General features: G+C 36.3%; 26 protein-coding genes. 9 read left to right on the top strand and 17 right to left on the bottom strand.

Annotated elements, in window-relative coordinates; genetic code table 11:
- Positions 1-17: 17 nt before the first annotated feature.
- From AQ505_RS17180 to AQ505_RS17190, 3 genes are all read right to left on the bottom strand, one after another.
- Positions 18-269 (bottom strand): hypothetical protein, encoded by a 252-nt coding sequence (locus AQ505_RS17180; RefSeq protein WP_062549303.1) that lies wholly within the window; start codon positions 267-269, stop codon positions 18-20.
- A gap of 26 nt (positions 270-295) precedes the next feature.
- Entirely contained in the window at positions 296-787 is a 492-nt protein-coding gene (locus tag AQ505_RS17185) for a methyltransferase domain-containing protein (RefSeq protein ID WP_197286212.1), read from the bottom strand.
- Between the two features lie 465 nt (positions 788-1,252).
- Complete coding sequence (locus tag AQ505_RS17190; protein WP_062549305.1) at positions 1,253-1,990, bottom strand: YoaK family protein; 738 nt, start codon at positions 1,988-1,990, stop codon at positions 1,253-1,255.
- A 548-nt stretch (positions 1,991-2,538) separates the two neighbouring features.
- Between AQ505_RS17190 and AQ505_RS17195 the strand changes: the two genes are divergently transcribed.
- From AQ505_RS17195 to AQ505_RS17220, 6 genes are all read left to right on the top strand, one after another.
- A complete protein-coding gene (locus AQ505_RS17195; protein WP_062549306.1) occupies positions 2,539-3,777 on the top strand; it encodes an aminotransferase class I/II-fold pyridoxal phosphate-dependent enzyme in 1,239 nt (412 codons plus the stop codon).
- A gap of 32 nt (positions 3,778-3,809) precedes the next feature.
- Entirely contained in the window at positions 3,810-5,363 is a 1,554-nt protein-coding gene (gene pckA, locus AQ505_RS17200; protein WP_197286213.1) for a phosphoenolpyruvate carboxykinase (ATP), read from the top strand.
- A gap of 23 nt (positions 5,364-5,386) precedes the next feature.
- Positions 5,387-5,785 (top strand): glycine cleavage system protein GcvH, encoded by a 399-nt coding sequence (gene gcvH, locus AQ505_RS17205; RefSeq protein WP_062549308.1) that lies wholly within the window; start codon positions 5,387-5,389, stop codon positions 5,783-5,785.
- A gap of 80 nt (positions 5,786-5,865) precedes the next feature.
- Positions 5,866-6,369: a class I SAM-dependent methyltransferase gene (locus AQ505_RS17210; RefSeq protein ID WP_062549309.1), complete on the top strand. Its 504-nt coding sequence runs from the start codon at positions 5,866-5,868 to the stop codon at positions 6,367-6,369.
- Positions 6,370-7,282: 913 nt separating this feature from the next.
- Positions 7,283-7,630 (top strand): helix-turn-helix domain-containing protein, encoded by a 348-nt coding sequence (locus AQ505_RS17215; protein WP_062551086.1) that lies wholly within the window; start codon positions 7,283-7,285, stop codon positions 7,628-7,630.
- Positions 7,631-7,818: 188 nt separating this feature from the next.
- Complete coding sequence (locus AQ505_RS17220) at positions 7,819-8,175, top strand: hypothetical protein (RefSeq protein WP_062549310.1); 357 nt, start codon at positions 7,819-7,821, stop codon at positions 8,173-8,175.
- 20 nt (positions 8,176-8,195) lie between these two features.
- Here the strand turns inward: AQ505_RS17220 and AQ505_RS17225 are convergent, their stop codons facing one another.
- The 3 genes from AQ505_RS17225 to AQ505_RS17235 all read right to left on the bottom strand — a co-directional run bounded on the left by AQ505_RS17225 (position 8,196) and on the right by AQ505_RS17235 (position 9,485).
- A complete protein-coding gene (locus tag AQ505_RS17225) occupies positions 8,196-8,426 on the bottom strand; it encodes a hypothetical protein (RefSeq protein WP_062549311.1) in 231 nt (76 codons plus the stop codon).
- Between the two features lie 354 nt (positions 8,427-8,780).
- Complete coding sequence (locus AQ505_RS26700) at positions 8,781-8,957, bottom strand: NUDIX domain-containing protein (RefSeq protein ID WP_231634918.1); 177 nt, start codon at positions 8,955-8,957, stop codon at positions 8,781-8,783.
- Between the two features lie 72 nt (positions 8,958-9,029).
- Positions 9,030-9,485 carry a ferritin-like domain-containing protein gene (locus AQ505_RS17235; RefSeq protein WP_062549313.1) on the bottom strand — a complete coding sequence of 152 codons (456 nt, stop codon included), beginning with the start codon at positions 9,483-9,485 and terminating at the stop codon, positions 9,030-9,032.
- A gap of 618 nt (positions 9,486-10,103) precedes the next feature.
- On the opposite strand from AQ505_RS17235, the gene AQ505_RS17240 reads away from it, so the two are divergent.
- Complete coding sequence (locus AQ505_RS17240) at positions 10,104-10,658, top strand: YciE/YciF ferroxidase family protein (RefSeq protein ID WP_062551087.1); 555 nt, start codon at positions 10,104-10,106, stop codon at positions 10,656-10,658.
- Between the two features lie 72 nt (positions 10,659-10,730).
- The gene (locus tag AQ505_RS17245; protein WP_062549314.1) at positions 10,731-11,468 is read left to right on the top strand and encodes an SRPBCC family protein; all 738 of its coding nucleotides are present in this window, start codon (positions 10,731-10,733) and stop codon (positions 11,466-11,468) included.
- Positions 11,469-11,504: 36 nt separating this feature from the next.
- Here the strand turns inward: AQ505_RS17245 and AQ505_RS26450 are convergent, their stop codons facing one another.
- From AQ505_RS26450 to mrdA, 9 genes are all read right to left on the bottom strand, one after another.
- Complete coding sequence (locus tag AQ505_RS26450) at positions 11,505-11,675, bottom strand: hypothetical protein (protein WP_157262447.1); 171 nt, start codon at positions 11,673-11,675, stop codon at positions 11,505-11,507.
- Between the two features lie 266 nt (positions 11,676-11,941).
- On the bottom strand, positions 11,942-12,184 hold the full coding sequence (locus AQ505_RS17250; RefSeq protein WP_062549315.1) for an ATP-binding protein: 243 nt from the start codon (positions 12,182-12,184) through the stop codon (positions 11,942-11,944).
- Entirely contained in the window at positions 12,185-12,997 is an 813-nt protein-coding gene (locus AQ505_RS17255; protein ID WP_062549316.1) for a sensor histidine kinase, read from the bottom strand. It lies immediately after the preceding gene.
- Positions 12,998-13,068: 71 nt separating this feature from the next.
- Positions 13,069-13,464, bottom strand: a complete 396-nt coding sequence (locus AQ505_RS17260; protein ID WP_062549317.1) for a PAS domain S-box protein — start codon at positions 13,462-13,464, stop codon at positions 13,069-13,071.
- A 107-nt stretch (positions 13,465-13,571) separates the two neighbouring features.
- Positions 13,572-13,994, bottom strand: a complete 423-nt coding sequence (locus tag AQ505_RS17265) for a hypothetical protein (RefSeq protein WP_062549318.1) — start codon at positions 13,992-13,994, stop codon at positions 13,572-13,574.
- A 261-nt stretch (positions 13,995-14,255) separates the two neighbouring features.
- Positions 14,256-14,456: a hypothetical protein gene (locus tag AQ505_RS17275; RefSeq protein ID WP_062549320.1), complete on the bottom strand. Its 201-nt coding sequence runs from the start codon at positions 14,454-14,456 to the stop codon at positions 14,256-14,258.
- 825 nt (positions 14,457-15,281) lie between these two features.
- Positions 15,282-15,866, bottom strand: coding sequence for a PAS domain-containing protein (locus AQ505_RS17285; protein WP_062549322.1), 585 nt, complete (start codon positions 15,864-15,866; stop codon positions 15,282-15,284).
- Between the two features lie 101 nt (positions 15,867-15,967).
- Positions 15,968-16,222, bottom strand: a complete 255-nt coding sequence (locus AQ505_RS17290) for a hypothetical protein (RefSeq protein WP_062549323.1) — start codon at positions 16,220-16,222, stop codon at positions 15,968-15,970.
- Positions 16,223-17,220: 998 nt separating this feature from the next.
- Positions 17,221-19,044: a penicillin-binding protein 2 gene (mrdA, locus tag AQ505_RS17295; protein ID WP_062549324.1), complete on the bottom strand. Its 1,824-nt coding sequence runs from the start codon at positions 19,042-19,044 to the stop codon at positions 17,221-17,223.
- 127 nt (positions 19,045-19,171) lie between these two features.
- Here mrdA and AQ505_RS17300 point away from each other — a divergent pair, with 127 nt between their 5' ends.
- Complete coding sequence (locus AQ505_RS17300) at positions 19,172-20,500, top strand: glycoside hydrolase family 27 protein (RefSeq protein ID WP_231634919.1); 1,329 nt, start codon at positions 19,172-19,174, stop codon at positions 20,498-20,500.
- 553 nt (positions 20,501-21,053) lie between these two features.
- On the opposite strand, the gene AQ505_RS26465 is transcribed toward AQ505_RS17300, so the two are convergent.
- Entirely contained in the window at positions 21,054-21,227 is a 174-nt protein-coding gene (locus tag AQ505_RS26465) for a hypothetical protein (protein ID WP_157262449.1), read from the bottom strand.
- Entirely contained in the window at positions 21,215-21,415 is a 201-nt protein-coding gene (locus tag AQ505_RS17310; protein WP_157262451.1) for a hypothetical protein, read from the bottom strand. Before AQ505_RS17310 ends, AQ505_RS26465 begins: the two co-directional genes overlap by 13 nt.
- Positions 21,416-21,541: the final 126 nt, after the last annotated feature.

Below are 21,541 nucleotides of genomic sequence, written 5' to 3' on the forward strand. Positions count from 1 at the left end.
TACATATCGTGAAGATCCTATTCTGGAAACACAACATAATTATGCAGATACACAAGCGCATATCTATAGCAACTAAACTGGGTACTGCTTAAAACTAATGGAGATAAATTCTCTATTTTCCTTTCCAGTTCATTCACGTATTCAATAACAGGATAACTTTTATTTGCAAGCTGGTTTACAGCATCAGTAATAATCGTCTCCACTTGTGGGTAATTTTGTGCTTCAGCAAGTTGTTTTAAAACTGTGGAGGAATAATTTTCTAAAGTCATTTTGATATTGTTTTTATTAAACAGTTTTATTTTTTAATCCACATTCTCAAAGGTTTATTGAGATCTTGTTCAACCAGCTCATATCCTAAAGGAATATGATGTACATATCCATGGTAGGTAACCAGCCTTGTTCCGCTGGCCATATTTTCCAGGGCCTTGCATAAATAATTAGAATAATAGGCATACAAACCCGGAGAGTAGTCAATAGACTCATCTATACGCGCAACGTCGATTAAATTTTCAGCAAATGCATTGTAAAAGTAAATGCTATCATAGTATCTGAGATTCGATTCTGTAAAATTACCATGAAGAAACCGGACATTACCGAGCTCAGTTCTTCGCTGTGCTTCAATAGCCATATCAAACAGATCTTTCCTCTGTTCCACACCATGAAACTCTGAATCAGGATGAGCATGTGCGGCGGCAATACAAAACTTACCGATGCCACTCCCAATATCCAGGATTTTAGATCCGGGAACCGGAGCTAAAAATGAAGCCGCTTTTTTTGCTATAGCCAAGGGGGTCCAATGGACTTTTGATATCTTTTTTATCCGTTCCGGGAAAAAGCTATCGAACACTGAATCATCAACGTAATAGTTCAAAGGCAACAAACCGTAATCCATAAGATTATACTGATCAGTATCCATTATAATTAGGATAAAATAGCGTGAAAAATGAATGACTTTTAAAAACAAGGGGCTTTACAGCAGGATGATCAATCCAAGAAAAATTCCAATTATCATTATCAAGTACATTAAAAGCTCTGTACTTGCGAAACTTTTATACTTCGCCCAAAATGAATCTTCATTTGAAGGTATTTCCTTTTCACTCATATTCCTGTAATTAAATATGGAGTCTAATGATTTCCATGATGTAAAATTAGCCTTATTAAGTACTTATTTCACAGAAAGATATCAGTACCTACACTGATAATAATCATCTTTTAATATTCTAATGAGGAAGTTTAGGAAATACTCAGGTGCTCAATGACCCTTCATCGCATTTGCCGTTTTTTGGTAGTATCGTTTTGCCTTAATTCTAAAAATATCGTAGAATAATGCATATATCAAAATGCTTATCGGTGCAAAAAAAGACTTAAACCCGAAATGATGAAAAAGGTATGCACCAACAACTGCACCTGTCATAAAAAAAAATATAATGACCAATCGAAGCTTTATCTTAGCGATAAGAGCTGGATGATCATGTTTACTTTTATTAAACAACTGTGCTAACTCTATACCAAGATCAGTAAACGTTCCGGTCAGGTGCGTAGTTCTTACCATCGAACCAGAAATCATAGATACCAAAGAATTCTGTAAGCCCATTGCAAAAAGCAGACTGCCAGCAAAGATCTCTTTAGCAACTAAAGTTCCATCATATCGATGACCATATAACGCAGAAAAAAGAAGGATAATAATTTCAATAAAAATAGCAATGAAATAAGAAAAGCGTTGGTTATGCCCCGTCAATGAAAGAATTAAGCTTGAAATGAAGGCACCTGCTAAAAAAAGGAACATCCATAAGGCAACAACCTGAGCAGTATGCCAATCTGCAAGGGCAATTTTTTCAGCCAATAAAGCGGCATGTCCGGTAACATTCGTAGTCAATACTGCAAAGCCCAGAAATCCCTCTGCGTTAACGAATCCTGCGGTTAGTCCCAGTAAAGTTGCTAATTTAAGGTTATGTTGAGGCGTACGTTTTGCCCCCAGGTGTCTTAACATGGCTGTTATTTATTGCATTTTCAATGACAGCTTTTACTCCTATTACACGTATAGAAAATTATGTTGTTGGCAAGCTATGTAAAAAATTGCAAATGTCTAGAGCGAGCCAATGTAGGGATAATCCAGTTATTTCATGCAACTATCAAAAAAGAAGGCCATGAAAAATGATCCGGTTATTTTATAAACTGATAAGTATCACCCTCATCTATGATTTCTTACTGTAAAACACTCTGATCTAACCAATAGATTTGCATGTGATTAAATTCTATTCTTTTATTGACCCATCTCATGACAATCTTCCTTAAAAGGCAATATCTATTAAAAGATTTATACCTGATGGTTTAAGCTTTCATAGCCCTAACCATCATTACAAAATCTAAAGACAGCATAATGAGCATAAATAAAAATAGCTATCAACATCAAAGAATCAAACCGGTCTTCAAAAGAAGACCTACCCGATTCACAAAAGTATTTCTAAAAATCCGGGAACACCCGGACAAGTATCAGTCAAGCAACTGATAAATAGCAATCCATACAAAATTGAAATAATGAATTTATTAGAAAAGAACTTATTAAAACCCGGCCCTTTAGGAGAACATGCACATTATGCACATGGGTATTTCGCCTACCCAAAACTGGAAGGTGAGTTAGGGAACCAAATGTTTTTTAACGGGAAACAGAAACTAGTTTGGAGTTTGAATAATTACCTGGGTTTGGCAAATTGTACCGAAGTAAGGAAAGCGGATGAAGAAGGTGCAAAACAATATGGGCTCGCCTATCCAATGGGTGCAAGAATGATGACAGGTAACACCATACTCCATGAAATGCTGGAAGAAAAACTTTCCTCCTTTGTGAAAAAGGAGGAAACATTTTTACTTAACTATGGCTATCAGGGTATGTTATCGATCATTGATAGTCTACTTGACCGTCATGATGTCGTGGTTTATGATTCTGAATCACATGCATGCATCATAGATGGTTTAAGGTTACATATTGGTAAACGTTTTGTTTACAAGCACAATGACATTCAAGATTTTGAAAAACAACTCATTAGGGCTAAAAAACTAACTGATCAGAACAAAGGCGGAATTCTTGTCATTACCGAAGGTGTCTTTGGTATGCGTGGAGATACCGGGAAATTAAAAGAAATCAGCGCCTTTAAAAAACAGTATGATTTTACTTTCCTTGTTGATGATGCTCATGGTATTGGTGTAATGGGTGCAACTGGAGCCGGAACCGGTGAAGCTCAGGGTGTTCAGAATGAGATTGATCTTTATTTTGCCACTTTTGCGAAATCATTCGCTGCTATTGGCGCTTTTGTTTCTGGAAAAAAAGAAATTATACAGTATTTAAAATACAATATGCGCTCTCAAATTTATGCCAAAGCGCTACCGATGCCACTGGTATACGGCCTACATCAACGACTTAGTTTGATTAAAGAAAAACCAGAACTCAGAACTCAATTGTGGGAGATCACTAAACAACTACAAAATGGACTTAAACAAGCAGGACTGGAAATTGGCAATACACAATCTCCTGTAACACCAGTTTACTTAACTGGTTCTATTGACCAGGCAACAGCATTGGTGAGGGACCTTAGGGAAACCCACGATATATTTTGTTCGTTAGTAGTCTATCCGGTAGTTCCAAAAGGAATGATCATTCTAAGGTTAATTCCAACAGCTAATCATACCACAGAAGAGGTTGGGCGGACTGTGGAAGTATTTAAACAAATTAAACTTAATCTAACTGCTGGAAAATACGACAATCAACTTCAACTGTCTTAATCAGCCACTCCTTTAAAAAAATGAATCATTTTATGAAAACCAGGGAAAAACGTTCATTAACGTATTTAGGCATTAATGGAGATAGATCCGGCTATTGGAACATTTCTACATTTGATTTAATTATCAACTCAATTCGTGATCATCAATGTGAACTCACATCAGCAGGTGCCTTGGCCTGCAATACCGGTAAGTTTACCGGACGATCACCAAAAGACAAGTATATCGTAGCAGAGGAGCTGACTGAAAACAACATCTGGTGGGGAGAAGTTAACCATAAGCTATCTGAGCAATCCTATGAATGTCTTTATAAGAAAGTGACGCTTTATTTATCAAGTCGGGATGTTTATGTTAGAGATGTATTTGCATGTGCAGCTAAAGACTACAGACTTAAAATAAGGGTTGTAACAGAACACGCCTGGCAAAGCCTTTTTGCTTACAATCTTTTCTTAAGACCGAATACTTATGAATTATCAGAATTCAGCGAGGATTGGGTAATATTATCAGCACCTGGCTTTAAGGCAAACCCAAAAGAGAATGACATCCGGTCTGAAAATTTCACGGTGATCAATTTCAAGAAAAAAGTCATTCTCATAGGTGGAACTGCCTATACTGGGGAGATCAAAAAAGCGGTATTTACAGTGTTAAACTACATTTTACCACAAGAAAGAAATGTATTACCCATGCATTGTAGTGCAAACGTTGGTGAACGGGGGGATACCGCTATTTTCTTTGGACTATCCGGGACAGGAAAAACAACACTTTCGGCAGATCCGGACAGGAAGTTAATTGGCGATGATGAGCATGGATGGGATGCCAATTCTGTTTTTAATTTAGAAGGTGGATGTTATGCAAAGTGTGTCGATTTAAGTCCTGAAAAAGAACCACAAATCTTTAATGCCATTAAGTTTGGTACTTTATTAGAGAACGTATGCTTTTATCCAAACCATCAAGTCGTAAACTATACGGATACCTCTATTACCGAAAATACAAGAGCAGCCTACCCTATTGATTCCATAGAGAATATAGTTGAGCCTAGTGTAGGAAAACCACCTGAAAACATATTTTTTCTGACCGCAGATGCTTTTGGTGTGCTACCACCAATTTCAAAGTTGAATGTACGACAGGCCATGTACCATTTCATTTCTGGATATACTTCAAAAGTTGCGGGAACGGAAGTTGGAATTAAGGAACCTCAGATTACTTTTTCCGCATGTTTCGGAAAGCCTTTTTTACCACTACATCCGGTCAGATACGCTTCAATGTTGGGTGAAAAGCTTAAAAGTACAGCCATCAAAGTATGGTTGATTAATACAGGCTGGACCGGTGGCAGTTATGGAATCGGAGAACGCATTAAACTGGAATATACCCGGGCTATGGTTACAGCTGTCTTAAATGGACAGTTAGAGCATGTCGAATTTAAAACACACCAGCTTTTTGACTTGGCAATCCCTATGAGCTGTCCTGGAGTTCCTTCAAATCTGTTAAGCCCCGAAAACACCTGGGCTGATAAAAACGAATATCAAATCGCCGCTAAAATCTTAGCTGATGAATTCGCCAAAAACTTTAAAAAATACAAAGAACAATAAACTTAACTAACAACAAACACCCTATGGAATACCCAAACAATTTGTTTTACACTAAAGACCATGAATGGATTAGTTTTGATGACCAATATGCTTTAATTGGCATTACCGATTTTGCTCAAAATGAACTTGGTGACATTGTTTATGTAGATATCCCCACTTTAAATTCGACCGTTCACAAAGAAGATATTTTTGGCACTGTTGAAGCGGTTAAAACAGTATCAGATTTATTTATGCCTGTTACCGGAAAAGTTGTTGCTGTAAACCCGGATGTTGAAAAGAAACCAGAGTTAGTAAACCTAGACCCATATAGTACCTGGTTGATCAAGATTTTCGTAAGTACAGCCATAGAAAAGGAATCCTTGTTAACAGCTGAAGCCTATAAAAGTCTAATTGGAGCCAATACCGCATTAAATGCACACTGACTCTCTTAATGTAGTGTATTTTGATAAAGACACCAGCTTCGATTTATTTATACCCCAGGCGCATTCAAAACCTATCAGAAATGCATTGGACTCCACTGGAAATTGCTAAAAAATCCAGTGAATATCTATCCGGACCAAACTCGAAAGTCCTGGATATTGGAAGTGGCGTCGGGAAGTTTTGCCTCGTGGCAGGTTTCTTTGAACCGGAAACTTTGTTTTATGGAGTTGAGCAACGTAATGATTTATTTAATTTAGCCGAATCAGTAAAAAACACACTGGAGCTACCAAATGTAAAATTCATACACAATAATATAACCGCGTTGGATTTTGACTTATTTGATTCTTTTTATTTTTTCAATTCCTTTTATGAAAACATCAAGCCAGATCTGGGTATTGATAAAAATATTGAAGCAAATGCCCTATTATATAGCTACTATACAAACTATGTTTATCAGCAGTTAGATCAAAGGCCATCAGGCACCAGGTTAGTTACCTACCATGGTTCATTAAAACAAATACCCTCCAGCTATAGGCTAATTGACAATACCCACCACTATGCACTAAAAATGTGGATGAAGGAATGAAAATCCAAGCGGATTAGGACATTAGAAAAGATAGATCCGACTTGGCTTTCATACCAACACAAGAGACTTTCACCTATCCCTGTCACAGGTAAGGTGTTCTACTGATCAAAGAAAAATTGTTAAAAAGATCATTATCATTTTTACAATTTGATGGAAATGCTATTTCATTACTTAAAGTATGGAATATCTAAATAATGTCAATCACAAACTTAATATATAAGATAAATATAGCGGTTACTGCCACCAGCAACAGCAATGGTGTAGCCCAAATGCCGACCTTAAAGAAATCAAGACCTCCCAATTTTTCGCCTTGCGCTAGTAATTACCAACATCGTAGCGAGAGAGCCTGAAATTTTTAAATTTGGACCAATATTACACCCTATAAGTGCAGCATATTGGATGAGACTGAGCGAGTGCAGATACTACATCTTTTTATCCGAATAAGCCCCAGAAGCACTAGAACGAACAAATCGTTTTAGATAATCAGTCGGCAGCAGCCTTCTGACTTTTTGATAAGCCCCCGCTCCTAAACAATTCCATAGCAAGACAAGGCTTTTCAGAAAAAAAACCTCGTGAGCGTAGCAAGCAGGGAAGATTTTTTCCAGAAAACCCGAAGGGTTTAGCCTTGTCGGTTAGGGAATTGTTGAGAAATTTGCCTACAAAAAGCAGGAAGAAATTTTAATCACCAATTGGTAAAAAAAACTATTGTTCAACACTATTGATTTCTAAGATGATCACTCAGAACAATCAGAAACATAAAATTCAGGTTCTTTAAATTCCAAACGATACAAGAACTGATATCTCATTATTCATCATGTCATAAAACTTATGGAATTTATCCCACATGGGATTTCTTGCCATTCTAAAAAACCATTATTGTGATGAATCTAAGATTAGATATAGACCTCAGCCCATGGAACCATTTAGTTTTGACAAACTCCCGGAAGTCGTTCGTCAGTTATTTGAGAAAATTGAACGAATGGAAGAACTGCTGCATGAATTACAACCCAAAGAACAGCAAGAAAACCAACTGCTCAGCATCACTGAGGCCGCAGAATTCTTAAAAGTATCTGTACCAGCCTTATACACCAAAGTTAGCCGGCAGGAAATCCCTGTCAGTAAACCGGGAAAAAGACTCTATTTCAATAAAACTGAACTAAAAAAATGGATCCTGGCCTCAAGAAGAAAAACTATTTTAGAGCTTAGAACTGAAGCTGCGGAACGCATCAAAATTCGTGACAAGCACAAAAACTTCATTTAACATTTCAAGAACAATCCTGCTACCTATAATGTTAAACACTAAATCAATGCCCTGATCAATTGGGATAATTGTTAGGGTAGATAATCGATTAATCCTAATTTGATTTTATAAGCTCTCTAGTTAAAAAGAAAAATAATCGACACTAATTACTAATATTTTTAGCATACTTGTAATCTAATTCTTTAATCATGGCAGCAAGAGCTTTAGCATATACAATCGATCTTTTACAGTATAAAATCATCACTTACATTCGCCTTAATTCAGCATTAAACTCCAACATTACCTACAAAACCAGATTTGTAGATGTCACTGAACATGCGATAAATTTCAATTTTTATGAATTCAATGAAGCCTATCAAGAGAAATTCATAGAACCTGATTTTGAAGCTTATAGTGCAAAATTCATTGAATTTATCAAACCTGTTTTCCAGGATTTCATCAAAGAAATTCACTATGGTGGCTATACATTCCGGGTCAGTATTAAATTTAATGCGGAAAGGTTTGAAAAAGTATTTTCTGTACTCAGCCCGGGCAATCCCCAGTAGACTAATTAAAGTCCAGTAAATTACAACCGGTAGCGGAGTTTGATGTTTCTACCTATGGCTTTAAGCAGTCCAGGGTTATCGTTTACAGTTGCATCAACAGCATCCCAATCCCCTTTTGAATTACAAACCAGCTGATACTCCTTATCATTCAGGTTAATCTGAATTTCAGTAGTTAGTTTTGTAATTCCTTTAGTTAAGATAAGGTAGGTATAGTCCTTCTCATCAAAGTTGATCCGCATAGGTAAATTCATGCCGTAAATATAGCTTCGCAAATTTACTTTTCTTGTGCCCCGGCGTTCAAACCCTATAAATAGCTATTAATGGGCCATTTCAGGCGCCAGACTACTGGTAAATCTTCATTAAATTAGTCAATACCACTATTTAAAATTCCTGCCACCGTGAAAAGCATCTTTTGGAGCTTGCTCAGCCCTTTTAGATCTTTTATCCCCAGAAGAATAAGGCGCAGATTTCTCATCTCCTCTAGCTAAAGTCAACACTGGCAAATCCTCCGCCTCACGTTACACAAGTTTGCCCAGCATCTTGGTAAAATCAAAACACTTACTGACGATCACATGGGCTACCTGCCCTTCGCGCTGTAACCGTCCTTACACCATCAGCAGGGCAGCTTCAAATGGCTGCTCACCAGTCATCACCTCTCCCTTAGGCACTGTCCAGCTGCCTTTATCTTTATTTCGGAAAAACGGACCGCCCGGATGAACCAATAAGACCTTCAACTTTCCTGCAAACCTATACAACAGTATACCAGCACTTTTTTTAGCCATAAAATAAACAATAAAACCCGGATCGCTCCAGGTAAATATCATTCAGAAGCATTGACATAAAAATAAACCATCCTATCTGATTAATCGCTGATGGTAAGTTTCAATTTCTTTAAGTGCCTCCAGGATCCCAGTACGCTGCCTTTGCAATAATTCAATATGGTCCGCATGTGACTGATAATCCTCCAATGCCTGGTCATACTTTTCAATCGCCGCTTTCTCTCCAGTCTCAATCGCGCTTAAAATCGCCACATCTTCTTTACTGCTCAATGCCTGTTTAATATCAATCCAGGTACGGTGTAATGCACCCAAAATACCACCCGATTCATTTTCAGAATCACCTCCGTGCAAAGCGATATGATCTTTCAGCTCCATAGCATACCCAGCACGCTGAGCAGAGTATTTTAAAAACAACCCCTGTAGCTCAATGCTATCTGTAGCCTCACTTGCAGATTCATAACCTTCTTTTCCGTCGTTCACAATATTAACCAATCCTTTCAGGTCGTTAATAATTTCGTTATTTGTTTCCATAGATAAATAGATTTTTAAATTAGAACAAACTCGCAAAAATAAAGTTTAGACCAGGTGTTAAAAATCAGCGATGATGTTGGGCAATGCCAGTTCGATTAGAAACCTTAGACGCTGTTAAATATTGGCGTATAAAAACTTTTGATTATACCTCGTTCCTTAAACACTAATATTAACTGCCTTTATTGTTACCCACAACAAAAAGCTGATCAATAAACTTCTACCTTATTTAAAATAAGGTAAAAATCATCTTAACTCCTTAGCCTTGAAAGTGTAAATACATTAAAATAATACAATTGGATTTATAACCCACACCATACATCCAGCCCCATCCCATTTAGAGCAGAAAAACACTACCATGAAAAATCAAGAAACCAATAGCCCAGATTTACAGCAGTTCATTAAAACCTTTCAGCCTAACAAATTTTTATTATCAAAGGAATGGTCCCTAACCGTAATAACCAAACGGTTACTTTGAGCGCTCTGAAATCAGTAACGGCCTTAAGTTTCCCAATAATAAAACATCAAAAAAACAAATTAGAACCCCGCTGGTTATTGTCCCTGGATTGTGTAAAAAAGATATTCACTTCAAAAACATACACCTATCAAAAAACAAAAGCTATGGCAACTACAACAAAAATTGGCACAAAAGCCCAGACAAAAACAAAAACAGGGAAAATGGAAAATTCAGAGTTTCATGATTTTTTCGTAGATGAACTAAAAGATATTTACTGGGCTGAAAAACACCTTGTAAAGGCATTACCAAAAATGAAAAAAGCAGCTACCAGTCCTGAATTGGCGACAGCTTTTGAAAAGCATACCGACGAAACCAATAACCACATCAGTACCCTGGAAAAAGTATTCGAACTACTCGAGGAAAAAGCCCAGGCTAAAAAATGTGATGCAATGGAAGGTCTATTGAAAGAGGCAGATAGCATAATTGAAGATACCGATGCAGGCACGCTTATCCGTGATGCAGGACTAATCCTTGCCGCTCAAAAGGTTGAGCATTATGAAATTGCCACTTATGGTACACTAGTAGTCTTTGCACAAAATATGGGACATAGCGATATAGCTGAGCTCCTGCAGACCACCCTTGACAATGAAAAAGCCACTGACGTCGCTTTGACAACTGTTGCTGAAAGCTTTATCAACGAACAAGCTGCATCAGAATAAATGAACCTATAACTCCTCTTAGCTAAACACTAAGAGGATTCTTTTCACAATTACATTGTAAATTAATAAGAAATGAAAAACGAATTGACTCATCAAATTTTGGATCGCGTAACCTCAGTTGGATTGAATACCACAGGAAATGAGAATATTGACAAAGGAGAAAGAATCATTTCGATGATAGCTGGAGGATGGTTACTTTACAAAAGTTTAAAAAACATTGGCAAAAGCCCAATGCTCGGGTTACAGGGTTCTGCTGCTGCGGGACTGATGTTATACCGAGGCGTCTCAGGAGTATGCCCAATTTATAAAAAACTCAACAAAGACACCACCGACCCGGGAGCAATTAGCATCACAGAAAATATTGTAGTTAATGCTCCGAAAGATAAAGTCTATGCATTTTGGCGAGACCTATCCAATCTACCCAAATTCATGACTCATTTGAAAAGTGTGGAGGAGATTAATGAAAGTATTTCATTGTGGATAGCAAACACTCCTGGAGGCCTGGTAGACCTCAATTGGAAAGCAGAGATCACCCGTGAAGAAACTGGAACATACTTAGGTTGGCAGTCCCTGGAGGATGCCATGATCGTGAATGCAGGAAAAGTAGAATTCAAAGAAACATTAAACGGCACTGGCACCGAATTACACATTGAAATTGACTATTTCCCACCAGCAGGTACTGTTGGCAGAGGGATCACCAAAGTATTCAATGGTATCTTTGAGCGCATGATTAAGGAAGATATTCAGCGCTTTAAAACTTATGCAGAAGAGACTGACTTTAAAGAATTTGCAGGACTTACTGTTGATTAGACCAATGCTGGCCCTGATAACGGGGCCAGTATTTAATTATGGCTTAGGATCTTTAGACTGAAGTACTTCGATAGAGGCCTTTTGAGTCTGTTCCATTTTCTTTTTCAATTCAGCAGCCCTTTCTTTCAAATCAGCAGATTTCTTAAGTAAATCCTCGCTAATTTCTGCATTAGTGGCTTCTTCGTTACCTTGCTCTAGATTATTCATAAATTAGGGATTTCCTCCAAAGATACAAATTATAACTAAATATTTAAATGGCGGATATGAGCTAAACTAACTTCAGGTAGATCTTGACTGGCTAACTAATAAAACCATTACTCTAACTCATCCATCATTCTCCCCTCATCAAAAAACAATGAAATCCATAATCTCTTTTGCTAATTAATTTAAAAGATCAGGAAAGATTATAGTTAAGATGATCTTTATAATCAAAGTTCCCTTCCTAAAGTGCTTTCTTTTTCAGTGTCCTTGATCTAAGCTAGCGGAAGTGAGAACGAGAATACCGAACCTTCACCAAGCTTACTATCTAATTTTATGGAACTTCCATGTAACTTGAGAACTTCAGCAACGAGATAAAGGCCGATTCCAAATCCAGAAACCTGCATGGTCTGTTGATCATTGACTCTATAAAAACGTTCAAATAAACGTAACTGATCAGCCTTTGAAATTCCTACGCCTTGATCTGCAATGTTAAAACGCAATTGCTTATTGATCAATTAGCAAATTATTTTCACAGTAGTACCAGAACCTGAGTATTTTACAGCATTATTCAATAAATTAGTCAACACCTGAGCTATTTTATTTCTGTCAGCACAAAGTTCAACATCTGGACAGCCACTGTATTCCAGCAGGTGATTGGGCGCTAAAATAATGGCTTCTGAGATGGTTTCTTCCATCAGTTCTTTTAAAGAAAACTGACTTAATGATAAGGTCATTTTACCATGTTCAAGCCTGGAAATATTTAAAAAATCATGGATCATTGTCGTCATTTTAACTGTCTGTATTTCGGCTCTTGTCAGCACGTTCAAAATGAATTGATGCTCAAGCCCCTGCGCTTTGACCATGGCCAGTTGTATATAACTTTTCAAAGAAGTAAGCGGAGTTTTAAGTTCATGGCTGACGATACCAATGAAATCATGTTTACGTTGTTCTTCAAGTTTTTTATCGGTAATGTCCCGGGCAATCTTAGAGAGCCCCGTTATTTGTCCCTGGCTATTCTTTATCGGAGAAATGGTCAACGATACATCAATGAGACCTCCAGCCTTGTTTAGCCTTTTAGTCTCAAAATTCTGAACACGTTCTCCTGTTATCAATTTACTTAGAATCATTGATTCCTCACTTTTTCTATCCTGGGGAATGAGTTTTAATATAGACTCTCCAATCATTTCAGCTGCTGAATATCCAAAAATCCGTTCTGCTGATGGGTTCCAACTTGTAATGATACTATTGAGGTCTTTACTAATAATTGCATCATCACTTGAGGCAATAATAGCAGAAAGTATAGCACTGTTTGTTTCAGCTTGTTTCAAATAAGTAATATCTCTAGCTATTTTTGAAACCCCTATTATTTTGCCTACACCGTTTTTAATTGGCGAAATGGTTAGCGATACCTCAAAAATCCACCATCTTTTCTTAGGCGTTTGGTATGAAAATGGTCCACCCTTTCACCCTGATTAATGCGTATTAAAATTGCTGGTTCTTCCTCAAGCCTGTCCTGTGGAATTAAAGTCAATATTGATTTTCCAATCATTTCAGCAGCGCTATAACCAAATATTCGTTCTGCAGATTTGTTCCAACTAGTTACCATGCCATTTAAATCCTTACTTATGATCGCATCATCAGAAGAATCTACAATTGCAGCCAGTATCGCTCCTTGTTCCTCTAGGCCCTGGTATTCCGAGATCAACTTTTCCTGCTGCTTGATTAACTGAATAAATTCTAGTTTTGGTAAATTCCGCCCATTTAGTGTCTCTTTCAGAGCTTTCCTATCATCCATTTATTTGCGAATTTTTTGTGGTTTCCAAAGCACCGATAATTTCATTTTACATACAAAGTATATATAAAGCCTGAATTAATACCTCATCAGTTATGGTGTTCTTCTGTCTAATTCCTAACCAGCGATTTAAATTGTTTCTTCGAAACTGGAATGTCCCCAGCATCTATTTCTTGTTCATTAATACAGTGTTTGTTAAAATACCTTTTCACCACGATTCCCGCAAATAATTTTTCAAAAGTATCTTTTTTCCAAACCACCAAACAAGCTAACATCATAAAAAACAGCGCAGTTATTCCAAACCCTTTAGCATAACTATTAAATAAGCTTGACAAGTAAAAAGTGAAAGTAACCATACAGAGCAGAAAGGTGAGCATCACCATAAAAAACAAAAACGTACTGGACAATACATCAGCGATTAACTTTGATCCTTTCTCTAGAGCACTAAATTTAAAAATCTCGATGCGGATGCTTAAATAGTCTTTGAATTCTAACCAAAGGGATTTGAGAGCAATAAGTTTAACATCAATCATAGGCACGTTTTATAAATAAAAACCAACTGAATAAAAAAATTTTAAAATAAGCCTTTAAAAACAAGCAAAGCCAACGCATTTCCTTGGGTAAAGTACTTTCTGATATATGACTAATGTGTATTTTTTTTTTAAGACCGCTTTTATAGATGTTTTTTTTAAAATATATAAGCACATTATCATACTGATTATCAGATAAATTCAAATAAAAATGATAAAATTGACTAAAACAAATTAAATATTTAAATTTCCTTCAGGATTTATTTAGCACCACATCCTCCAAAGTTCATGATTACCGGAACGGATCTCATTCGATAAATCCTGCATAAAAGCATCTTCTAAATTTCCCTCCATAGTTGTATTCACAATTTGAGTATTTGTTAAATTCACAGAAGTAAAACTGATTTCTTTTTTTCGACTTACTTTTTTTAAATGCTTTACTGCTTTTGAAGTTTTTGTTTTCATAAATAAGATTTTAAATGGAGTACATCAATAAAACAGGTGTCAAGAATGATTGTTTCAATTGAAGTTCCTTCTGTTACACAAAATAATATCCCCTAACTTTAAATTCGCTGTTATCTTGTTTTAAAAAGAAAAAATCGAAGAAGCACTTTTTATCTCTGAATTATTTAATATAAAAAAAACAAAAATGGAGTAATCGCGTTACCCCTAGGTATAGGTTGAACTGAAATAACTGAATACGTATAAAAATGGAGGCAATACAAAATGTTCTAATGATAATTAATGAAAAAGGTAGACTTCGAGTACCCAAATCTTTCCTAATTCCAATTGCGGGCTTTGCCAGGCTAAGAAGGGCCGGATACATTAGAATACAAAAAGAAAACACTGAATTCTATGCCTATCTCACGCCAAAGGGACTAACTTATTTGCAGGATCACTTCATCACCTCGAAATTAGTCCAGGAATACCTTTTAAAATATTGAACTTTTTTTGGAGTTAGTAGGCTAGTCCAGGCTTATGCTTTTTAATAAAATCAGCCCATTTAGTTGGTTGGCTACCGGTAATCACCTTTCCTGAAATATCAAACCGGCCTCCCAGACAGGGGCAATCCCAGCTTTGTTCAGCAGTAATGAACTGAACGATACAGCCAGCATAGGTGCAGGTCGGATCAAAATATCACCTTTCCTAGTCATCCTTTAAAATTGAAAGTTTCCTATCTTCAAAATTCACTATTTTTCCATCACCAGATCAAAATACTTGTGGGCCTACCCCATTTATATGTATACCTAAGTTTGGTTCCACAAAAATTTTTTTAACTGAGCGTTTGCTTTAGGTATCTGAAGATACATTCCTATGAACTTCTTTAACAACTTTGTCAAGATCTGTAACACTTTGAACAATCATTTTTGCAGCATCTTTAACATCTATCAAGTCTGTAGCCTCTTGTATTAATTTCCCAAGCCCCAACAGATTTGCTACATATCGGCGAATTGAATGAGAATGACTGATCTTAATCTCGTGGAGCTTTCCACTAACCTGCATTAACTCAGTGATATCATGACCAATACAAAAGATCCCAATAGGTAAATCATGGTCATTGAACATTGCCTTATATTCCCATTTTGTAATAATAAAACCACCGTTACCATCATGCTTACGTAAGGTTGCAGGAAAAACTGATTCTCTATGCAAGAATGCTTTTTCTGAAACAGCTTGACAAATTTGTTGATCTTCTTCGTGCATAGTTATAGCATAATGCTTACCTACAAGATCACCATGAATAGTTTGAAAAGCTTCGGTGTAATGCCTATTAAGATAACTGTATTTAGAGTCCATATCTACTGCTATAAGATAATACGTTCTTGAATCACCTAATAGTTCTTTAATTGCATGAAAATGTTGTATACCATTCATAGTTCTAAATACTTAGTAAAGGTAGCTTTTTAATTAAGTACATATCTGGTTAATGTTATTTGATGCATCATACAGTTCAACAACTTGTTTCTTTGATGCCATCATTTATCAATTATTTTTAATTGACCAAAGGTGTATCCTCTTCCTTGAACAAAGAAATAGGATTTATCGTCAATTGTCTTGACGCTATCAATAAGTCTAATTTCTTTTGTTTGGAGAACAAAAACTTTAGATTTCTTTTTAAAGGATTTGATCAAGTCTTTGTTATTTTCTTTTATTGAGAAGTCAAACGTCAGAATTATCATTAGAATAACACCACAAATGATAAAAAGATATTTGAAATTTTCTATGTTCATAAGTTTGTTTTTAAAACTTTCTACACCTATTCCCGAGAGATATTCGGATTGGTAGTAATTATTTAATTAGGCTTCATCGTTCCAATTTTTTATTGCATCCATTATTTATTTCACCCTTTACTTTATTAAATCTCGTTTTGTATATTAATTTTTCATCCTTCCTTCTCTATAAGTCTGCCCAGTATCGATCATGACCAAGTTGCGACTGATCAGCTGCAGCTTAGTGAGTAGGATCATGCGAAATCTTTATTAATTGGTAATTCCTGGATTCAAAACCTAGCTGTTCTGTTTTTTTCAGGAATCCTAGGGTTAGTCTCAATACGAATCACTTACAGTGTGTCATATTATCTCTAATGATTTATATGACAATAAATTTTAGTATCAACAATGATCTTATTAAACAAACAAGAACATTAACATTTTACGTATCAAAATGTTTCAAGTAAAAAGTTATTAAAACCCATTAAAACTAATTTCAATTTTACACGTATTGCAAAATAAAAATTGCCACTTCTATTGAAATTTAAAGTGGTCGTTAAACCAAAAAGTGTTCCCTTTATGAGAGTCACTATTCACACATATTTGTCAATTAAAATTTTTTATGATCAACCAGTGATATACTGCCAATACTCAAACTTTGAGTATTGACTTTCGCTATCTTTAAATGGATTAACGCTAAAAGTGTTGTGGAATTTTATGTTTAACCTATCATGTCATTCAGGGAATGATGGATAGCAAAGCCATAGCAACAGCCATCAAAATAGGAAATGGAAAAGCAGAACTGAATACTGAGAAGGTGGAAAAATCTAGGTATGGATAAAAGAAAATAAACATATATTAAAAGACGGTAACAATCTCAAAGGTTGATCTAAAAAATGAAGTAATCCATGTGGTAGATATCGTCTTAATCCATGATAATTTTGATTATTTAGAAAACCGTGCTACACTTTTAGGGCGCTTTTTACAGGACTTTTTACGCCTAAGTTTTTTAGAGCAACTTAAGAATCAGGCAATAAATTACCATTTATAATCCTTGACTGAATAGAGGATTGAATAGATATACTATCCCTTAAATATTTCTCCACGATCATACTTCCAATAGGGGCAGCCCAAACACTTCCATATCCGGCATTTTCTACAAACACTGCAATTGCAATTTTGGGATTCTTTCTAGGGGCAAAAGCTAAAAATGCAGCATGATTTTTCCCATGTGAATTTTGAACCGTTCCTGTTTTCCCACACATTTCAATGCCATTTATTCTTGCTGAGTAGGCAGTACCACCAGGATTATTAACGGCAAGGCTCATCCCTTGGATGACTGGCTCGAAGTACTCCGAATTGACATCAACTGAAAGTCGCTCCTTAAATTTAGGATTATTCAAATCTTGTGTACCGATGCCCTTTATCAAATGAGGTCTGTAATAAAATCCTCTGTTGGCAACAATAGCCATGATATTAGCCATTTGCATAGTGGTTATTCCCATCTCTCCTTGTCCAATTGAAAGAGACATATTGTATGACGAAGTCCAGTTATGGCTTCCGAATCGTTTAGTATAGAAAGCTGAAGAAGGTAACGAACCTGGTTTTTCATTTTGCAGATCTATCCCCAGCGCCTTACCTATACCAAATTTCATAATAGAAGATCTCCATTTATCATAAGCATCCACAGCACCAATACCTTGTTTGTCAATCATTCCAGAATAAATATAACCGAAATAGGTATTGCAAGAAGTTTGAATAGATTGAGAAAGATTTATTGGTCCATGCACATGAGTACACCCCATAAACCCTTTCTTACCATAACGATATCCACCCTGGCAATTAAAAACTGTATGTTCATTGATTAAACCGGCTTGTTGTGCCACCAAAGCACTCACCACTTTAAACACTGAACCCGGAGGATACTGCGCCTGGATAGGTCTAATGAACAAAGGGTGATTGGAATTATTCAATAACTCCATATAATTATTTCCTTTTTCTAGTCCTGACATTAAGTTCGGGTCATAAGACGGGCTGCTTACAAAAGCTAAAACTTCACCAGTACTGGGTTCAATAGCCACTATGCTGCCGATTTTATTATTCATGAATTTCTCTGCAAGTTTTTGAATTCCTTGGTCAAGGGAAGAAACCAAATCCTGTCCAGCCGTCGAAACGGTATCATATTCACCGTCTTTAAATTCACCTTTGGGTCGATTAAATGCATCTACCATTACATTTTTAACACCACGTTTTCCCCTAAGCTGTTGTTCATAAAAACGCTCTACCCCGCTCACACCTATAAAATCGCCAGGACGATAAAAACGATCATCGTAATGAATATCCCGTTCGGTAACCTGGTTTACATATCCCAAAAATTGAGCTGCAACGCTATCAGGATAAACACGAATTGTCCGTCTTTCGGCCCAAAACCCACTAAACTGATTGAGTTGTTCTTGTAAACTACTATAAGCTTCTAATGTGATTTCCTTTTTAAAAATTGAGGCTTTATAAGGAGAGAAATTCTTTGCCTTATTCACCTGATGCTCAAATTGCTCGAAATTAATATTTAACAAACGGCAAAACTTAGCAGTGTCAATATTTTTCATCTTAGAGGGAATAACCATAATATCGTAAACAGGTTTATTCCTAACCATAATTTGCCCCCCTCTATACCTTATATTACCCCTATTTGGATAAAGAACCTTTTTACGCAAGACATTTTCTGTTGCCGCTTTATAGTAAGAATCATCGATGAGCTGCATAAAAAGCAACCTAAAAAAAATAACAAGTACACACACCACCATAACACCCTGAATTACGGATTTTCTGGAATAATTATTCATTAAACTTCAAATTTTAAAAAAGACTTACCATTAAATGGCCTTAATATTATACTTAATCACGAAGATTGATTTATTATTCTTAATAAATCAATTTCTATCCATGAAGTTACCAAAGTGAAGTATTTTAATGAATTTTGATAACTCCTTTATCTCATTAAATATCATAAACTTTATGATTAATACTTACCTTGCTGTTTTACACCCAACTCAATTTATGCAGGCAACATTAACAAAACAAGGAATACTACTTATACTATTGAGCATTTTTAATTTATTCAGTAACTCATCTTCCGCCCAGGAAAATATTTCAAAGCGAAAAACTCCCATGATGGGATGGTCTAGTTGGAATAACTTCAGGGTTGCTATTGATGAAAATATCATTAAAGCCCAAGCAGACAAAATGGTTTCAACCAAGCTAAAAGATGCAGGCTACAATTTTATAAATATTGATGATGGCTTTTTCGCAGGCAGAGATGCTAAGGGTAACCTATTAACCCACCCTAAGCGCTTCCCTTCAGGAATGAAGGTACTAGCAGATTACATTCATAGCAAAGGTCTAAAGGCAGGCATCTATTCTGACGCAGGAATAAACACCTGTGCTTCAATCTGGGATAAAGACACCATAGGAGTAGGTTCAGGAATGTATGGGCATGATGAACAAGATTTAAATCTAATGCTCAGAACATGGGGATATGATTTTATAAAGATAGACTGGTGTGGAGGAGAAAAACTTGGTTTAAATGATGAAATGAGGTATACTCAATTATCTAATCGCATCAAATCAATAAGCAGTAATGTTTTGTTTAACATTTGCCGTTGGCAATTCCCTGGTAAATGGGCGGTAGAAATTGCTGATTCCTGGCGCATTTCTGGAGACATCAGCAATGATTTTAACTCCATTCTGCATATTATTGATAAAAATGCTGACCTATGGAAATTCAGTTCTCCCGGTCATATAAATGACATGGATATGTTGCAGGTAGGACGAGGTATGAGTGATGATGAAGATCGGTCCCATTTCACCATGTGGAGTGTAATGAACTCTCCCCTGCTTCTTGGAAATGACCTGAGAACCATATCCAACAAAACCTTAGCGTTAGTCAGCAATAAGGAAATTATCGCATTGAACCAGGATAAATTAGGTTACCAAGCACGCAGGTTAAAAAAAAATGATAAACTGGAGGTGTGGGCAAAGCCGCTTATATCGACAATGAGCGGAGAGGTAGCTGTGGTTTTATTTAACAGATCTGATAAGAAACAAGAAATCACATTTGAATTGGATAGTATAGGCATTGATGCAGATAGATTATATAAAATAAGAGATTTATGGAAGCACCAGGAAACAGGCTGGATGAGCTTAAAATCGCAACAATTTGTAGTACCGCCGCATGGTGTTGTCGCACTTAAGGTTATGGGCAAATCTATACCATTTAATGTCTTCCAAAAGGATATATAAACAAGTTATTTGTTTTGTAACCTGGATAACTTGGTCCCTTAAAATATGAGACGAAAAAAAAGTACAGCGTCTCTATGATAAAAAGAACGTATTTTATGGATCAACACCGATGGTGGCGGAATAAATCTGGTTGCCCCAGACAAAATATTATTTAAACACTATTTTCCGACCTATGGTTTAAAAATCGCCTCTATTACCTCATTTAGCGATCAAGAGCTGCTCATTTCTGCAATTAGTAAGGGATTATCCTTATCAATAAAGTCAGTGGAGCAATTTAACCCTTTCATAACAACAAAATTAATTCTCAGTGCGAAATCATTAAATCCTCTGGTATAGCTGTAAATATTAATAGTATCAGTCGGGATTACGTATATATGTAGAATTACATTTATAATGTACAACTGCTTAAAATGATAATATGTTTTTAATCCATGTAAGCCTCCATATTCACTTGCCCATCTTGGATCAGTTTGCCACGTTTGGGCTACAAAACCTCGAATAAGTTTTAAACTTACTAAACTAAAAAAGGGGTAAATCAATTACCCCGCTGAATTTACTTCGACAAATCAAAAAGCTCTGCATCTTCCAGGATAATCAGCTTGTCATTTGCAACTCCAAATTCTTCCGCCTTTTTTCTAAGAGAGGCCCTTGTGGTACGACAATGATCCAATGCATCCATATGCACAGCAATTACTTTAGCACTTCCACTAGCAGCTATAAGTGCCATGGTCTGCTGCTGATCGGCAATTCCTCGAAACCTTGGATTCTTGCACCACCGGAAATTACGATGATGAAATCTGGCTTGATCCTGTCGATATTTTTTCGGATCTGTTCTGTCCAAATAGCATCACCCATGATATAAATGGTGGGTTGGTTCTTTGCTGTTAATACGAAACCTGAGGTTTTACCCATCATTTCCAAAACTTTACCGGAACCATGTTCACCATTGACCCCCTCAATACCAATATTTTTCCAACTGGTCTTTTGCTCAAGTGTCTAAGCACCCGAAAACCCCTTTTGCTGAAAGAAGTCCCGGTCAGC

Source organism: Pedobacter sp. PACM 27299, assembly GCF_001412655.1.
In the GTDB taxonomy this organism is placed as follows: domain Bacteria; phylum Bacteroidota; class Bacteroidia; order Sphingobacteriales; family Sphingobacteriaceae; genus Pedobacter.

Excerpts from the sequence above, each read along its gene's own strand:
- AQ505_RS17180 (WP_062549303.1), bottom strand. The coding sequence starts at position 269 with ATGACTTTAGAAAATTATTCCTCCACAGTTTTAAAACAACTTGCTGAA.
- AQ505_RS17190 (WP_062549305.1), bottom strand. The coding sequence starts at position 1,990 with ATGTTAAGACACCTGGGGGCAAAACGTACGCCTCAACATAACCTTAAA.
- AQ505_RS17195 (WP_062549306.1), top strand. The coding sequence starts at position 2,539 with ATGAATTTATTAGAAAAGAACTTATTAAAACCCGGCCCTTTAGGAGAA.
- pckA (WP_197286213.1), top strand. The coding sequence starts at position 3,810 with ATGAAAACCAGGGAAAAACGTTCATTAACGTATTTAGGCATTAATGGA.
- gcvH (WP_062549308.1), top strand. The coding sequence starts at position 5,387 with ATGGAATACCCAAACAATTTGTTTTACACTAAAGACCATGAATGGATT.
- AQ505_RS17210 (WP_062549309.1), top strand. The coding sequence starts at position 5,866 with ATGCATTGGACTCCACTGGAAATTGCTAAAAAATCCAGTGAATATCTA.
- AQ505_RS17215 (WP_062551086.1), top strand. The coding sequence starts at position 7,283 with ATGGAACCATTTAGTTTTGACAAACTCCCGGAAGTCGTTCGTCAGTTA.
- AQ505_RS17220 (WP_062549310.1), top strand. The coding sequence starts at position 7,819 with ATGGCAGCAAGAGCTTTAGCATATACAATCGATCTTTTACAGTATAAA.
- AQ505_RS17225 (WP_062549311.1), bottom strand. The coding sequence starts at position 8,426 with ATGAATTTACCTATGCGGATCAACTTTGATGAGAAGGACTATACCTAC.
- AQ505_RS26700 (WP_231634918.1), bottom strand. The coding sequence starts at position 8,957 with ATGGCTAAAAAAAGTGCTGGTATACTGTTGTATAGGTTTGCAGGAAAG.
- AQ505_RS17235 (WP_062549313.1), bottom strand. The coding sequence starts at position 9,485 with ATGGAAACAAATAACGAAATTATTAACGACCTGAAAGGATTGGTTAAT.
- AQ505_RS17240 (WP_062551087.1), top strand. The coding sequence starts at position 10,104 with ATGGCAACTACAACAAAAATTGGCACAAAAGCCCAGACAAAAACAAAA.
- AQ505_RS17245 (WP_062549314.1), top strand. The coding sequence starts at position 10,731 with ATGAAAAACGAATTGACTCATCAAATTTTGGATCGCGTAACCTCAGTT.
- AQ505_RS26450 (WP_157262447.1), bottom strand. The coding sequence starts at position 11,675 with ATGAATAATCTAGAGCAAGGTAACGAAGAAGCCACTAATGCAGAAATT.
- AQ505_RS17260 (WP_062549317.1), bottom strand. The coding sequence starts at position 13,464 with ATGGATGATAGGAAAGCTCTGAAAGAGACACTAAATGGGCGGAATTTA.
- AQ505_RS17265 (WP_062549318.1), bottom strand. The coding sequence starts at position 13,994 with ATGATTGATGTTAAACTTATTGCTCTCAAATCCCTTTGGTTAGAATTC.
- AQ505_RS17275 (WP_062549320.1), bottom strand. The coding sequence starts at position 14,456 with ATGAAAACAAAAACTTCAAAAGCAGTAAAGCATTTAAAAAAAGTAAGT.
- AQ505_RS17285 (WP_062549322.1), bottom strand. The coding sequence starts at position 15,866 with ATGAATGGTATACAACATTTTCATGCAATTAAAGAACTATTAGGTGAT.
- AQ505_RS17290 (WP_062549323.1), bottom strand. The coding sequence starts at position 16,222 with ATGAACATAGAAAATTTCAAATATCTTTTTATCATTTGTGGTGTTATT.
- mrdA (WP_062549324.1), bottom strand. The coding sequence starts at position 19,044 with ATGAATAATTATTCCAGAAAATCCGTAATTCAGGGTGTTATGGTGGTG.
- AQ505_RS17300 (WP_231634919.1), top strand. The coding sequence starts at position 19,172 with ATGAATTTTGATAACTCCTTTATCTCATTAAATATCATAAACTTTATG.
- AQ505_RS26465 (WP_157262449.1), bottom strand. The coding sequence starts at position 21,227 with ATGGCACTTATAGCTGCTAGTGGAAGTGCTAAAGTAATTGCTGTGCAT.
- AQ505_RS17310 (WP_157262451.1), bottom strand. The coding sequence starts at position 21,415 with ATGATGGGTAAAACCTCAGGTTTCGTATTAACAGCAAAGAACCAACCC.